The sequence below is a fragment of the Serratia sp. JSRIV001 genome, assembly GCF_019968745.1.
Classification (GTDB): Bacteria; Pseudomonadota; Gammaproteobacteria; order Enterobacterales; family Enterobacteriaceae; genus Chania; species Chania fonticola_B.
Window position 1 is genome coordinate 241546 of sequence record NZ_CP074147.1, and the last position, 11507, is coordinate 253052.

General features: G+C 55.2%; 11 protein-coding genes. 5 read left to right on the forward strand and 6 right to left on the reverse strand.

Annotated elements, in window-relative coordinates; genetic code table 11:
- Window positions 1-14 precede the first annotated feature (14 nt).
- The gene (budA, locus tag KGP17_RS01015) at window positions 15-794 is read right to left on the reverse strand and encodes an acetolactate decarboxylase (RefSeq protein WP_021807775.1); all 780 of its coding nucleotides are present in this window, start codon (window positions 792-794) and stop codon (window positions 15-17) included.
- A gap of 429 nt (window positions 795-1223) precedes the next feature.
- Between budA and KGP17_RS01020 the strand changes: the two genes are divergently transcribed.
- Window positions 1224-2126 (forward strand): LysR family transcriptional regulator, encoded by a 903-nt coding sequence (locus KGP17_RS01020; protein WP_021807776.1) that lies wholly within the window; start codon window positions 1224-1226, stop codon window positions 2124-2126.
- Between the two features lie 122 nt (window positions 2127-2248).
- Here KGP17_RS01020 and glpQ read toward each other — a convergent pair whose 3' ends face one another.
- Complete coding sequence (glpQ, locus tag KGP17_RS01025) at window positions 2249-3328, reverse strand: glycerophosphodiester phosphodiesterase (RefSeq protein WP_021807777.1); 1080 nt, start codon at window positions 3326-3328, stop codon at window positions 2249-2251.
- 103 nt (window positions 3329-3431) lie between these two features.
- Entirely contained in the window at window positions 3432-4784 is a 1353-nt protein-coding gene (gene glpT, locus KGP17_RS01030; RefSeq protein ID WP_021181519.1) for a glycerol-3-phosphate transporter, read from the reverse strand.
- 361 nt (window positions 4785-5145) lie between these two features.
- On the opposite strand from glpT, the gene glpA reads away from it, so the two are divergent.
- Genes glpA through glpC form a run of 3 tightly spaced genes read left to right on the forward strand, consistent with a single transcriptional unit; the run spans window position 5146 to window position 9252 of the window.
- A complete protein-coding gene (gene glpA, locus KGP17_RS01035; protein WP_021807778.1) occupies window positions 5146-6795 on the forward strand; it encodes an anaerobic glycerol-3-phosphate dehydrogenase subunit A in 1650 nt (549 codons plus the stop codon).
- Window positions 6785-8056 carry a glycerol-3-phosphate dehydrogenase subunit GlpB gene (gene glpB / locus KGP17_RS01040; RefSeq protein WP_223499737.1) on the forward strand — a complete coding sequence of 424 codons (1272 nt, stop codon included), beginning with the start codon at window positions 6785-6787 and terminating at the stop codon, window positions 8054-8056. Before glpA ends, glpB begins: the two co-directional genes overlap by 11 nt.
- On the forward strand, window positions 8053-9252 hold the full coding sequence (glpC, locus tag KGP17_RS01045) for an anaerobic glycerol-3-phosphate dehydrogenase subunit GlpC (protein WP_223498711.1): 1200 nt from the start codon (window positions 8053-8055) through the stop codon (window positions 9250-9252). Before glpB ends, glpC begins: the two co-directional genes overlap by 4 nt.
- 35 nt (window positions 9253-9287) lie before the next feature.
- On the opposite strand, the gene KGP17_RS01050 is transcribed toward glpC, so the two are convergent.
- The 3 genes from KGP17_RS01050 to KGP17_RS01060 are packed head-to-tail and all read right to left on the reverse strand — an operon-like array spanning window position 9288 to window position 11056.
- Window positions 9288-9854, reverse strand: coding sequence for a DcrB family lipoprotein (locus KGP17_RS01050; RefSeq protein WP_021807781.1), 567 nt, complete (start codon window positions 9852-9854; stop codon window positions 9288-9290).
- Window positions 9855-9907: 53 nt separating this feature from the next.
- Window positions 9908-10342, reverse strand: a complete 435-nt coding sequence (locus KGP17_RS01055) for a GNAT family N-acetyltransferase (protein ID WP_209555259.1) — start codon at window positions 10340-10342, stop codon at window positions 9908-9910.
- A 48-nt stretch (window positions 10343-10390) separates the two neighbouring features.
- Complete coding sequence (locus tag KGP17_RS01060) at window positions 10391-11056, reverse strand: 7-cyano-7-deazaguanine/7-aminomethyl-7-deazaguanine transporter (RefSeq protein ID WP_021181513.1); 666 nt, start codon at window positions 11054-11056, stop codon at window positions 10391-10393.
- 198 nt (window positions 11057-11254) lie between these two features.
- On the opposite strand from KGP17_RS01060, the gene tusA reads away from it, so the two are divergent.
- Complete coding sequence (gene tusA / locus KGP17_RS01065; protein ID WP_021181512.1) at window positions 11255-11506, forward strand: sulfurtransferase TusA; 252 nt, start codon at window positions 11255-11257, stop codon at window positions 11504-11506.
- The last annotated feature ends 1 nt before the right edge of the window (window position 11507 follow it).

Below are 11507 nucleotides of genomic sequence, written 5' to 3' on the forward strand. Positions count from 1 at the left end.
AAAAACGACGCCGATTAACCCTCGGCAGAACGAATGGCGCAATCCAAATCCTCTGGACAGAGGTCGGCGCACAGGAAATCCGCATCGTGCGGCAATTGAAGATTGAGACGAGCGATCACGCCAAACTGCAGACGGCCATGATCGAGTTGATAATCCAATACATGACCCCCACCGATGCGATCGTCGGTGATAAAGTGTTCGTGGTAACCCGCAACACTGATGCCCTGCATATAATCAGGTGAGCGGAATCCCACCAATGTGCCGCTGCGTTGCTGAAATGCAAAGGTCGGCTGCGCTTCGATCGCTTCCAGCATCGGTTTGTAGGGCCGCTCTTGCCGCGGTACGGTCCGAGTTTCCACGTGGCTGAACAGACCATCAACCCGTAGCGCACAGAATAGATTAGGTGAAGCTACCTGCTGGTCGATGCACCGGTGCAGGTCGGCTTTGCAGATCGGTTTTTCCATCTTTAGCGTCACGCTAGGCTGAAAAAAAGTGACCACCGCGAACGGCGTTCTTTGTTGCAGACTGGCCGCGCGGGCGCTGCCATCTGCACGCAACTGATGTACTTCCCGATCAAAAGCGATCAGTTCACCATCAAGATGGTTGAAGGTCCCTAGACCGAAATTACCGTGTGTGAGCAATTCGGCGATAGTGACATCCCCTTCGTAAACGCCACCAAGCAAGGCGCTCATCAATGAGGTCTGATAAATTTCCCCCTGACCACAATCCAGCGCTTGCCTGGCAAAACCTTGCGCCAACTGCTGCGCACATGAACAGCCGTGATTTTCATTCATTACCACCTCCTCCACCCGCACGGCATCTAAAGTGCTATGCGTTTAAATGCTCAAGAGCATGAGCAAACCTGCCGCTGCCAAAGTGCTCACTTAGAACCCTTCACTGGCAGCGGCAAAAAACAGTGATACAAACAGGCAACGTGCCGGACTCAAGCAGAGTCTAGATAAAACAAAGACCTTCTAATGATTTTAACCGTGACACATCACGTTTACGGTTAATGCGGTATTAATTTGAAAATAAATTCAGCAGATTAATTCACTATTCAATATCAAATTTTAAGGTTTATAAAAATAAACTAAGGCATTTTATCTTGATAATTTAATATTTTCAGCGCGATATCGCTGCTTTACTCTGGGGGTAGAGTAACGTTAACTCAGCCGGTAGAGAACCGAGTATTCATAAGAAATGCTTTTGCATATAATGCAAAGATGAATGACGCACGCTATGCCGAACATTTGCCGATCTTTCTCGATGTTGCCCAATTGGGTAGCTTCTCTGCCGCCGCACGCAAACTGGGCATGGTGCCTTCTTCATTGGTGCGGCATATCGATACGCTGGAAGGTGAACTTGGCGTCATGCTGTTTGTGCGCTCAACTCGCGGCCTGGTGCTGACCGAAGCTGGTGAAATGCTGAAAAAGCGCGCCTCACAGTTGCTGACGCAAATCATCGATATCCGCGCCGAACTGGCAGCGCAAAACGAGACTCCGCAAGGCGTGCTGCGTATCAGTTGCTTGCCCACTTTCGGTAAAACCTATCTGTTGCCGCTCTTACCGGTGCTAATCCAGCGTTATCCAAGGTTGGTAGTTGAGTTGGATCTCACCGAACGCCAGACCGATCCGAAACAAGAAATGCTGGACGCCGCCATTCGTATCGGCGAGCAGAAAGACAGTTCACTGTACGCAAACCGCATCGCTACACAGCGCTGGTTCATGTGTGCCAGCCCGGACTATATCGTTCGCAATGGGAAACCGGCCAACCTACAGGAGTTACGTGATCATCAGTTGATCGCCCGCTATCACAAACAGCAACCCGCTTGCTGGGCGCAAATCCTCAGTGAACCTCTGATGAATCAGTGCAAGATGGTGCTGCGCTGTGATGATTTCTCGGCACAACGCCAAGCGGCATTACTCGGATTAGGCATCACTTTCTTGCCTAACTGGGTGGTGGGGCCGGATATTCAGGCAGGAAGTTTGTTGCCCCTGCTGGCAGATCCGCGCGGCGAGGAACAAGGGATCTATCTATTGCGCCCAGCAGCCAGAATTTCGGCCAAATTGAGCGTTTTTATGAGTTTGCTCACTGAGCGTATTGGTCAACCTCCAAGCTGGCAATGAAGTGGCTCGATCGAGCTTTTCAATCCCGGTTCAGCCTCTGGCATAGGCATTTATGTGGTTGCTTTGCTGTTACGGCAGACTTGGTTCTGATCCCCACCGGGTAACCCGGTGGGGAGTTGTCGTTACTTATGTTGCCCCTGCTTTTGCAGGAACTGTACACCCTTGTCCGGGAAGTCGGTAAACACGCCGTCAACGCCCGCCTGATTGTAAATCGCGTCGAACAGCTGGTTCACGTCGGTGACGTATTTCGGCAGCTTATCGGCACGAATGGTGTAAGGGTGCACCGCCATATTGCTGGCATGAGCGTCCTTGACCATATCGGTCAACACAATCTGGTTCGGCTTCGATTTCTCTTCGACGATCAGCATGTGATAATCAGGCCCGATGCCGTCGGCATACTGGGCGATCTTTTTCATCGCGCCCGGTTTGAACATCCAGTCGTAGTCATAGTTGACCCACTTGCCGTCGGCCTTCTGCTCGTAGGTTTCGTTCCAGTCGGTGTAGGCAATCAGCTGTACCAGCTTCAGATCCATCCCCATCTTGGGTTCCAACTGATCCTTGATGCGTTTCAGCTCGTTGGCATCAAAACACTGCAGATAGACGTTGTCGCTCTTGCTGGTGTAGCCGTATTGCTTGAGGACTTCCAGCACCTTGGTGGAGATGTCTTTTCCTTCCTGCTGATGGAACCAGGGGGCCTTGATTTCCGGGTAGAGGCCGATGTTCTTGCCGGTTGAATGGTTGAGACCCTGCACGAACTCGATCTCTTCCTGGAAGGTGTGGACGCGGAAGTCGGATTTGCCCATCGGGAAGCGGCCAGGGTAGCTTTGCACCTGCTTACCGTCTTTGATATCAAAGCCTTCGGTGAACTTCAGTGATTTGATCTCAGGCAGCGTAAAGTCGATGGCGTAGTAGCGGCCATCTTTACGCGCCCGGTCCGGGAAACGTTCGGCAACGTCGGTGACGCGATCCAGATAATGGTCGTGCAACACTACCAGCTCGTTGTCTTTGGTCATCACCAGATCTTGCTCAAGGAAGTCGGCGCCCTGCGCGTAGGCCATTGCCTTGGCCGGTAACGTATGCTCCGGCAGATAGCCGCTGGCACCGCGGTGAGCGATAACGACTTTATCCGCAGCCTGGGCGGCACTGAGCATTGAAGTGGCAAGAATGATCCCTGTCAGCAGGGCTTTGGTTTGAGTCCGCATTCTGTGTAGCTCCATGTTGTAGAGGTAAGAAAAAGGCCGCACAAGCGCGGCCTTAGATTAACGATAAAGGGTAGGGGCGCTGCATACTGCGCCCGCTTAGCTTTTAGCCGCGTTTAGCCGCGATTTCTGCGTGGTGTTTCTTCTCGCTGATCATGGTCAGCACCAGCAGGATCACCGCACCGATGCTGCCGCCGATCATCACCATAAAGCCGCCGTCCCAACCGAAGTAGTCAACGGTATAGCCGACGATGGCGCTGGCTGCGACCGAGCCCCCCAGGTAACCGAACAGACCGGTAAAGCCGGCGGCGGTACCTGCCGCTTTCTTCGGTGCCAGTTCCAGCGCGTGCAGGCCGATCAGCATGACTGGGCCATAGATCAGGAAGCCGATGGTGATCATACAGGCCATATCGATGCCAGGGTTACCCACCGGGTTCAGCCAGTAAACGATGGTGGCGATGGTTACCAGCACCATGAAGAACACCCCGGTGGCACCACGGTTGCCTTTAAACACCTTGTCCGACATCCAGCCGCACAGCAGGGTGCCTGGAATACCAGCGTATTCGTAAAGGAAGTAGGCCCAGGAGGACTTATCCAGTGCGAAGTGTTTCACTTCTTTCAGGTAGGTTGGTGACCAGTCCAGGATGCCGTAGCGCAGCAGATACACGAACACGTTGGCGATCGCGATGTACCACAGCAGTTTGTTTGGCAACACGTACTGCATGAAGATCTGCTTGGCTGTCAGCTCTTCTTCTGCTTCTTCGGTATAATCATCCGGATAGTCGTTTTTGTATTCTTCAATCGGTGGCAGACCAACAGATTGCGGGGTGTCGCGCATCAAGGCGAAGGCGATCAGGGCCACCAGGATCGCACCGAAGGCAGGCATATACAGCGCCGCATGCCAGTCGTTAAACCAGGCCATACCCAGCAGGAACAGCAGTGGAGGCAGGCCGCCACCGACGTTGTGCGCACAGTTCCATACCGAAACGATACCGCCACGCTCTTTCTGCGACCACCAGTGCACCATGGTACGGCCACAAGGCGGCCAGCCCATACCTTGGAACCAACCACACAGGAACAGCAGCACGAACATCACGGCAATGCTGGAGGTTGCCCAAGGCACGAAGCCCATAAACAGCATGACGGCAGCGGCCAGTATCAGGCCGGCGGGTAGAAATACGCGCGGGTTGGAGCGGTCTGAAACCGACCCCATGATGAACTTGGAGAAACCGTAGGCGATGGAAATCCCTGACAGCGCGAAGCCCAGGTCACCACGGCTGAAGCCCTGATCGATCAGATACGGCATCGCCAGGGTGAAGTTTTTACGCACCAGATAGTAGGCGGCGTAACCAAAAAAGATCCCCATAAAAATCTGCCAGCGCAGCTTACGGTAGAGCGGGTCTACCTTGTCGACTGGCACACGAGAAATGTGTGCGGCTGGCTTAAAAATACTCAACATGAGCGCCTCCGATGGCTTTATCTGTTTATTGCCTCAACAGGAAACGGCTGTCCTGAAGATGAGCTTGCGGATACCTGAAGTGTTGTTAAATGTTCCATAACGAGCGCAATGCTAGAGAAAACCCCCCGGTCACACCGTGATGGATGGCTCATTTGTTACACTTTTATGAAACTGTGGCGAATTTTGAGTGATCGGTTAACATTTTGGAATGGCTAAATAGCACAAATACGTGATGTTTGTCACATTCATGGCTTTTTATGGCCATATTATTTTCGTTTTCTGTTCGTTATTGTTCCTTATCAAACAAAAACCCTACTGACTGTGGCTAAATAAAGCCATAACTACAGGCTCAGGGGGCGTGATGAGCAACAACTCACCAATCACCGAAACGGACGTGATCATCATTGGCGGCGGCGCTACCGGCGCGGGGATTGCCCGTGACTGTGCGCGGCGCGGTCTGCGTTGCGTTTTACTGGAAAGGCATGACATCGCCACTGGCGCTACTGGCCGCAACCACGGGTTGTTGCACAGCGGAGCGCGCTATTCGGTCACCGACGGCGAATCTGCACGCGAATGTATTGAAGAAAACCGCATTCTCAAGCGTATTGCCCACCACTGCATCGAACGTACCGATGGCCTGTTCATTACCTTGCCTCAGGACTCATTGGCCTTTCAGCAGCAGTTTATTGCCGCCTGTCGCAGCGCCGGGATCGAGGCCGAAGCCATTGACCCCGCGCTGGCATTACGCCTGGAGCCTGCGGCTAACCCGGCGCTGATCGGCGCAGTGCGGGTGCCGGATGGCACCGTCGATCCTTTCCGCTTAACGGCGGCCAACATGCTTGATGCGCGTGAACATGGCGCACAAATCCTCACCTATCATCAGGTTACCGGTTTGTTGCGTACTGGCGATCGCGTGACGGGCGTGCGCGTTTTCGATCACAAGGCCGCACAACAGTACGATATTCATGCTCAGGTGGTGGTCAACGCCGCCGGGATCTGGGGCCAGCAAATTGCCGAGTATGCCGATCTGCGCATCCGCATGTTCCCTGCCAAAGGGGCATTGCTGATCCTGGGCCATCGCATCAATAACATGGTGATTAACCGCTGCCGCAAACCGGCGGATGCCGACATTCTGGTGCCTGGCGACACCATCTCGCTGATTGGCACCACCTCTACCCATATCGATTACGACCAGATCGACAACATGGTCGTGACGCCACAGGAAGTGGATATATTAATCCGAGAAGGTACTCTGCTGGCGCCGAAATTGGCGCAAACGCGCATTCTGCGTGCCTATGCGGGCGTGCGGCCACTGGTCGCCAGCGACGACGATCCCTCCGGGCGTAACGTCAGCCGTGGCATCGTGCTGCTCGATCATGCGGCGCGCGATGGGTTGGAAGGCTTTATCACCATTACCGGCGGCAAATTGATGACTTACCGGCTGATGGCCGAATGGACCACCGACCTGGTCTGCGCCAAGCTGGGCATCGACAGCCCTTGCACCACGGCGGAAGCGGCGTTGCCCGGTTCCCGTCAGAGCGCCGAAGAAACGGTGCGCAGCGTGGTTTCACTGCCTGCCAGCATCCGGGGGTCGGCGGTGTACCGCCATGGCGATCGCGCCAGCCTGGTCCCTTCTGGTAACCGGCTGGACAACAGCCTGGTGTGTGAGTGTGAAGCAGTGACCGCCGGTGAGGTGCGCTATGCGGTGGATTCTCTGACCGTCAACAATCTGGTCGATCTGCGCCGCCGTACCCGCGTGGGTATGGGGACCTGCCAGGGTGAGCTGTGCGCCTGCCGTGCCGCAGGTTTGTTGACGCGGTTTAACGTGGTAACGCCGCAGCAATCCATCACCCAACTGTCCCATTTCCTCAATGAACGCTGGAAAGGCGTGCGGCCTATCGCCTGGGGCGATGCCCTGCGGGAGAGCGAATTCACCAGTTGGGTATATCAAGGGTTATGTGGGTTAGATGCGCAAGGCGACCCTAAGCAGGAGGCGGATGATGCAATTTGATGCGGTGGTGATTGGTGGTGGCTTGGCTGGGATGAGCTGTGCTATCCGTTTAGCCGAGCATGGCAAACGCTGCGCGGTAGTCAGTTCCGGCCAAAGCGCGCTCTATTTTTCTTCCGGCTCGCTCGATCTGTTGGCCCATTTGCCCGATGGTACGCCGGTGGCATCGCCTCTGTCTGCCTTGCCCGAACTGGCGCAACAGGCTCCGCAGCATCCGTATAGCCTGATGGGAGCCACACAGGTGGCCGCGCTGGCAACGGAGGCTGAGCAATTATTAGAGCGTTGCGGGTGGCAGATGCAGGGTGATAGCAGCCAAAACCATCTACGCGTGACCCCTCTCGGGACCCGCCGTGCCACCTGGCTCAGCCCCCTGGCGATCCCTGTCTCTCCCTTGGGCAGCAAGTTGCCGTGGCAGAATATCGCCGTACTGGGGATTGAAGGCTTTCTGGATTTCCAACCGCAGATGGCGGCCAGCTCATTGATGCAAGAGCAGGGTCTCAAGGCTGAGGTGGCATTTTTGCATCTGCCTGTTTTGGATCGTCTACGTAATAATCCCAGCGAGTTCCGCGCGGTGAATATCGCCCGCGTGCTGGATCTGCCAGAACATCTGACTCAGTTGGCGGAAGAGATCACGCGCCAGACAGGAGAGGCTGAGGCCATCCTCCTGCCAGCCTGCCTGGGGTTAGAGGATGATGAACCGTTGATGACGTTGCGCCGGTTGGTCGGTAAGCCCGTTTACCTGTTACCCACGCTGCCGCCTTCCGTGCTCGGCATGCGGCTGCATCAGGCCTTGCGCCAGCGTTTGCAGCAACTGGGTGGGGTGTTTATGCCGGGGGATAGCGTGTTGCGTGCCAGCTTCGACGGGCAGCGCGTCACCGGTCTGTATACCCGCAATCACACCGATATTCCGCTGCGCGCGCAGCAGGTGATACTGGCCAGCGGCAGCTTCTTCAGCAACGGCCTGGTGGCTAGTTTTGACGGCATTCGTGAGCCGGTATTTGGCCTCGACGTTTACAGCAAAGCCGAACGCGCCGACTGGAGCGATGCCAATCTGTTTGCTCCGCAGCCGTACCTGCAATTTGGGGTTCAGACCGATACCGCGCTACGGGCGTTAAAACAGGGGGAGGCGATGACCAATCTGTATGCTATCGGTGCCGTGGCTGGCGGTTACGATCCGTTGCAGCAGGGCTGTGGCGCCGGGGTTTCGCTGCTCGGCGCGCTGCACGTTGCCCAACAGATCCTGGCACAGGAGGTTTCAGCATGAGCCTGTTACCAGACAACAGCTTCGAGAGCTGCATCAAATGCACCGTCTGCACCACCTATTGCCCGGTTGCCAAGGCTAACCCGCTCTATCCGGGGCCAAAGCAGGCCGGGCCTGATGGGGAGCGCCTGCGGCTGAAAGATCCGGCGCTTTACGACGAAGCGCTGAAGTATTGCACTAACTGCAAGCGCTGCGAAGTGGCTTGCCCCTCCGACGTTAAAATCGGCGATATTATCCAACGCGCACGGGCCAATTTCAGCCAAAGCAAACCGACGCTGCGCGATGCCATCCTCAGCCACACTGACATCATGGGCACGCTCTCGACGCCGTTTGCCCCTATCGTTAACGCGACTACCGGCCTGAAGCCGGTACGCAAGCTGTTGGATAAGGCGTTGAAGATCGACCATCGGCGTGAGCTGCCGAAATACTCGTTTGGCACCTTCCGCCGTTGGTACCGCCAGCAGGCGGAACAGCAGCAGCGCTATGCCGAGCAGGTGGCGTTTTTCCACGGTTGCTTTGTTAACTACAACCATCCACAGCTTGGCAAAGACCTGATCAAGGTGTTTAACGCCATGGATATCGGCGTGCAGCTGCTCAAGCGGGAGAAATGCTGCGGCGTACCGCTGATCGCCAACGGCTTTATTGCACAGGCGAAGAAGCAGGCTAAAGTGAATGCGGAATCGCTGCATGAGGCGGTCCTGACCAAAGGCATACCGGTGGTGGCTACTTCGTCGAGCTGCACGTTTACCCTGCGTGATGAGTACCCGCATTTGCTGGAGGTGGACACCTCGGCGGTGCGTGAACGGGTGGAGCTGGCTACACGTTATCTCTATCGTCTGCTCAGCCAAGGGCGCACCTTGCCGCTCAAACAGACGCCGCTCCGGGTGGCTTACCACACGCCGTGTCATATGGAGAAAATGGGCTGGACGGCCTATACGCTGGAGTTATTGCGGCAGATCCCAGGGCTGGAACTGGTGGTGCTGGACTCGCAGTGCTGCGGTATCGCCGGGACTTACGGCTTCAAGTCGGAAAACTATGAAACCTCGCAAGGCATTGGTGCCTCGCTATTTCGCCAGATTGAAGCCAGCGGAGTGGATATGGTGATCACCGATTGTGAAACCTGCAAATGGCAGATCGAGATGTCCACCAGCAAGCGCTGTGAACATCCGATCACCCTGTTAGCACAGGCATTGGCGTAACAGATTAAACGGGCCAGCATGCTGGCCCAGTGCGATTACTGCTTGATCTTCACCGTATTGAACACGCCAGCCGCTACGCTTTGAGACTGCTGCTGGTTATCCGCTGGCAGCGTGATTTGCAGGGTCAGTTGCTTACCGTCTGGCAGCATAGCAAGCAGCACGCCAGAGTAGGCTTTCTGGCCAGCCACGGTGATCACGGTATCCAGTTGGCGCATTGGCGTGCCGTTAATTTCAACCGCTTTATTGGTAATGACCTGCAGGTTGGCATCGCGGGAGTGTTGCTGCTCTTCCATGCGTTTGGCCAGGGTATCCAGATCGCCCGCTGCCTTGTCGGCAACGATCACGATCACCGCACGCTGGTTGGTGCTGTCGGCATAGATGTGCACGTTAGTTGGTTGGTTGGTCAGCTTATCGCTCTGATCGGCCAAACCGTTAGGCAGGGTAAAGGTCAGCTTGCCATCCAATAAACTCACCTGTTGTCCGCTTGGGACGCTGGCTGCTGCGCTGCCTGCGGGGGCATTAGTGTCTTTGGTGGCGCTATCACAGGCCGCCAGGCCAAGCACTAACAGGCCGATACCCATCAATTTTGTTACTTTACGCATCTGGTGTTCCTTATTCCTTTGCAGATAGAGTTGGTTGACCGTATGGCTAGATGTCACAGGTTTTTTTTAAGTAATAGACGATACTCGTCTACTTCGCCTTTCTTTTCTAGAGTGAAAATCTGATATTCGTGGCTAATGAGCATTATTAGCATGGCGCGGAACTGGTTGCGGGTTTTTACCCACAGTTGCTGATAGCCTTGCGAACGCGCCCAACGCTCTTGCTCCGCCAGCATGGTTTGGGCGATACCCTGGCGGCGAAAATCAGGTAAAACTGCGCCCAGCCAGCTGTAGAACTCCCCCGGCGCGGTTTGATAGCCGAGTTTAAAACCGGCTGCCTGGCCATCAATTTCGGCAATCAAGCCGTGAGAAGGGTTATCCCCGATACGTTGCTGCAAATCTTTCAGGCTGTGCAGACTGCCAAATTCTGGAATGCAGAGGTAAAGAGAGAAGATCTCTTCAAGTGTAGCTTGGCGAGTGGTTAAGCGCATGGGCAGCCTCCGTTAAATCAGGCTGCCCAGTATAAACCAGAAGGCGGGTTAACTCAGTTGCAACCGGTTGGCGGGTTGGCGTTCTGCCAGACGTTTGAGCAGCATATTGAGCAGCACCCCGTACATCGGCAGGAAGAATACCAGACAGATCAGCACCTTGAAGCTGTAATCTACCAGCGCGATTTCCACCCAGTTGGCGGCCATAAAGGGATCGCTGCTTTTGTAGAAGGCGATAAAGAAGAAGGCCAGGGTATCGCTGATATTGCCAAGGAACATGGCCGCGGCGGGGGCAACCCACCAGGCACTGCGTTGACGTAGGCGGTTGAACACCTGCACGTCCAGGATCTGGCCCAGTACGTAGGCCATAAAGCTGGCGGCGGCGATACGCGCTACAAACAGGTTGAAGCTGGTCAAGGCGGCAAAGCCCTGCCATTCACCCTGGAAAGTGACGGTGGAGATCACATAGGAGATAAACAGCGCCGGGACCATCACGGCAAGGATAATCCTGCGTGCCAGCGGAGCACCGAAGATCCGTACGGTCAGGTCAGTGGCCAGGAAGATAAACGGAAAAGTGAAGGCACCCCAGGTGGTGTGAAAGCCGAAAATGCTGATCGGCAACTGCACCAGGTAGTTGCTGGAAGTAATGATGGCGATGTGAAATAGCGATAGCCAAACCAACGCGATTAAGCGTTGTCGATCGGTAAACGAATACATAATGTAGCCTTTTTGAGTGTGGGGTGAGGGAACCCATTGTTAACTGCGCGGCGACATGGTACGCGTTTGGGCATTCAATGCAATGGTTAAATTTAACGCAAACGTTAACGTATCTTGCGCAGAAAAACTACCGGCGTAAACTAGCGGGTAATCAGATCCGGCGAGGGTTCGCCGATCGTTTTAGATCGAGAGAGATGTATGACTGACATTTTTGCCCAGGCAGACCAGACGCTAGACGCGCTGGGGCTGCGCTGTCCGGAACCGGTCATGATGGTGCGCAAAACCGTGCGCCATATGGATAACGGTAAAACCTTGCTGATCATTGCCGACGATCCGGCCACCACCCGCGACATCCCGGGTTTTTGCCGTTTTATGGAACATACGCTGGTGGCCCAGGAAACCGAGCAGGCCCCATATCGTTACCTGCTGCGTAAGGGCCTGGCAGAATAAT

What these genes read in the sequence shown, in the direction of transcription:
- KGP17_RS01050 (WP_021807781.1), bottom strand. Translation starts at nt 9,854, where the DNA reads ATGCGTAAAGTAACAAAATTGATGGGTATCGGCCTGTTAGTGCTTGGC.
- KGP17_RS01055 (WP_209555259.1), bottom strand. Translation starts at nt 10,342, where the DNA reads ATGCGCTTAACCACTCGCCAAGCTACACTTGAAGAGATCTTCTCTCTT.
- glpQ (WP_021807777.1), bottom strand. Translation starts at nt 3,328, where the DNA reads ATGCGGACTCAAACCAAAGCCCTGCTGACAGGGATCATTCTTGCCACT.
- tusA (WP_021181512.1), top strand. Translation starts at nt 11,255, where the DNA reads ATGACTGACATTTTTGCCCAGGCAGACCAGACGCTAGACGCGCTGGGG.
- glpA (WP_021807778.1), top strand. Translation starts at nt 5,146, where the DNA reads ATGAGCAACAACTCACCAATCACCGAAACGGACGTGATCATCATTGGC.
- glpB (WP_223499737.1), top strand. Translation starts at nt 6,785, where the DNA reads ATGCAATTTGATGCGGTGGTGATTGGTGGTGGCTTGGCTGGGATGAGC.
- glpC (WP_223498711.1), top strand. Translation starts at nt 8,053, where the DNA reads ATGAGCCTGTTACCAGACAACAGCTTCGAGAGCTGCATCAAATGCACC.
- KGP17_RS01020 (WP_021807776.1), top strand. Translation starts at nt 1,224, where the DNA reads ATGAATGACGCACGCTATGCCGAACATTTGCCGATCTTTCTCGATGTT.
- KGP17_RS01060 (WP_021181513.1), bottom strand. Translation starts at nt 11,056, where the DNA reads ATGTATTCGTTTACCGATCGACAACGCTTAATCGCGTTGGTTTGGCTA.
- glpT (WP_021181519.1), bottom strand. Translation starts at nt 4,784, where the DNA reads ATGTTGAGTATTTTTAAGCCAGCCGCACACATTTCTCGTGTGCCAGTC.
- budA (WP_021807775.1), bottom strand. Translation starts at nt 794, where the DNA reads ATGAATGAAAATCACGGCTGTTCATGTGCGCAGCAGTTGGCGCAAGGT.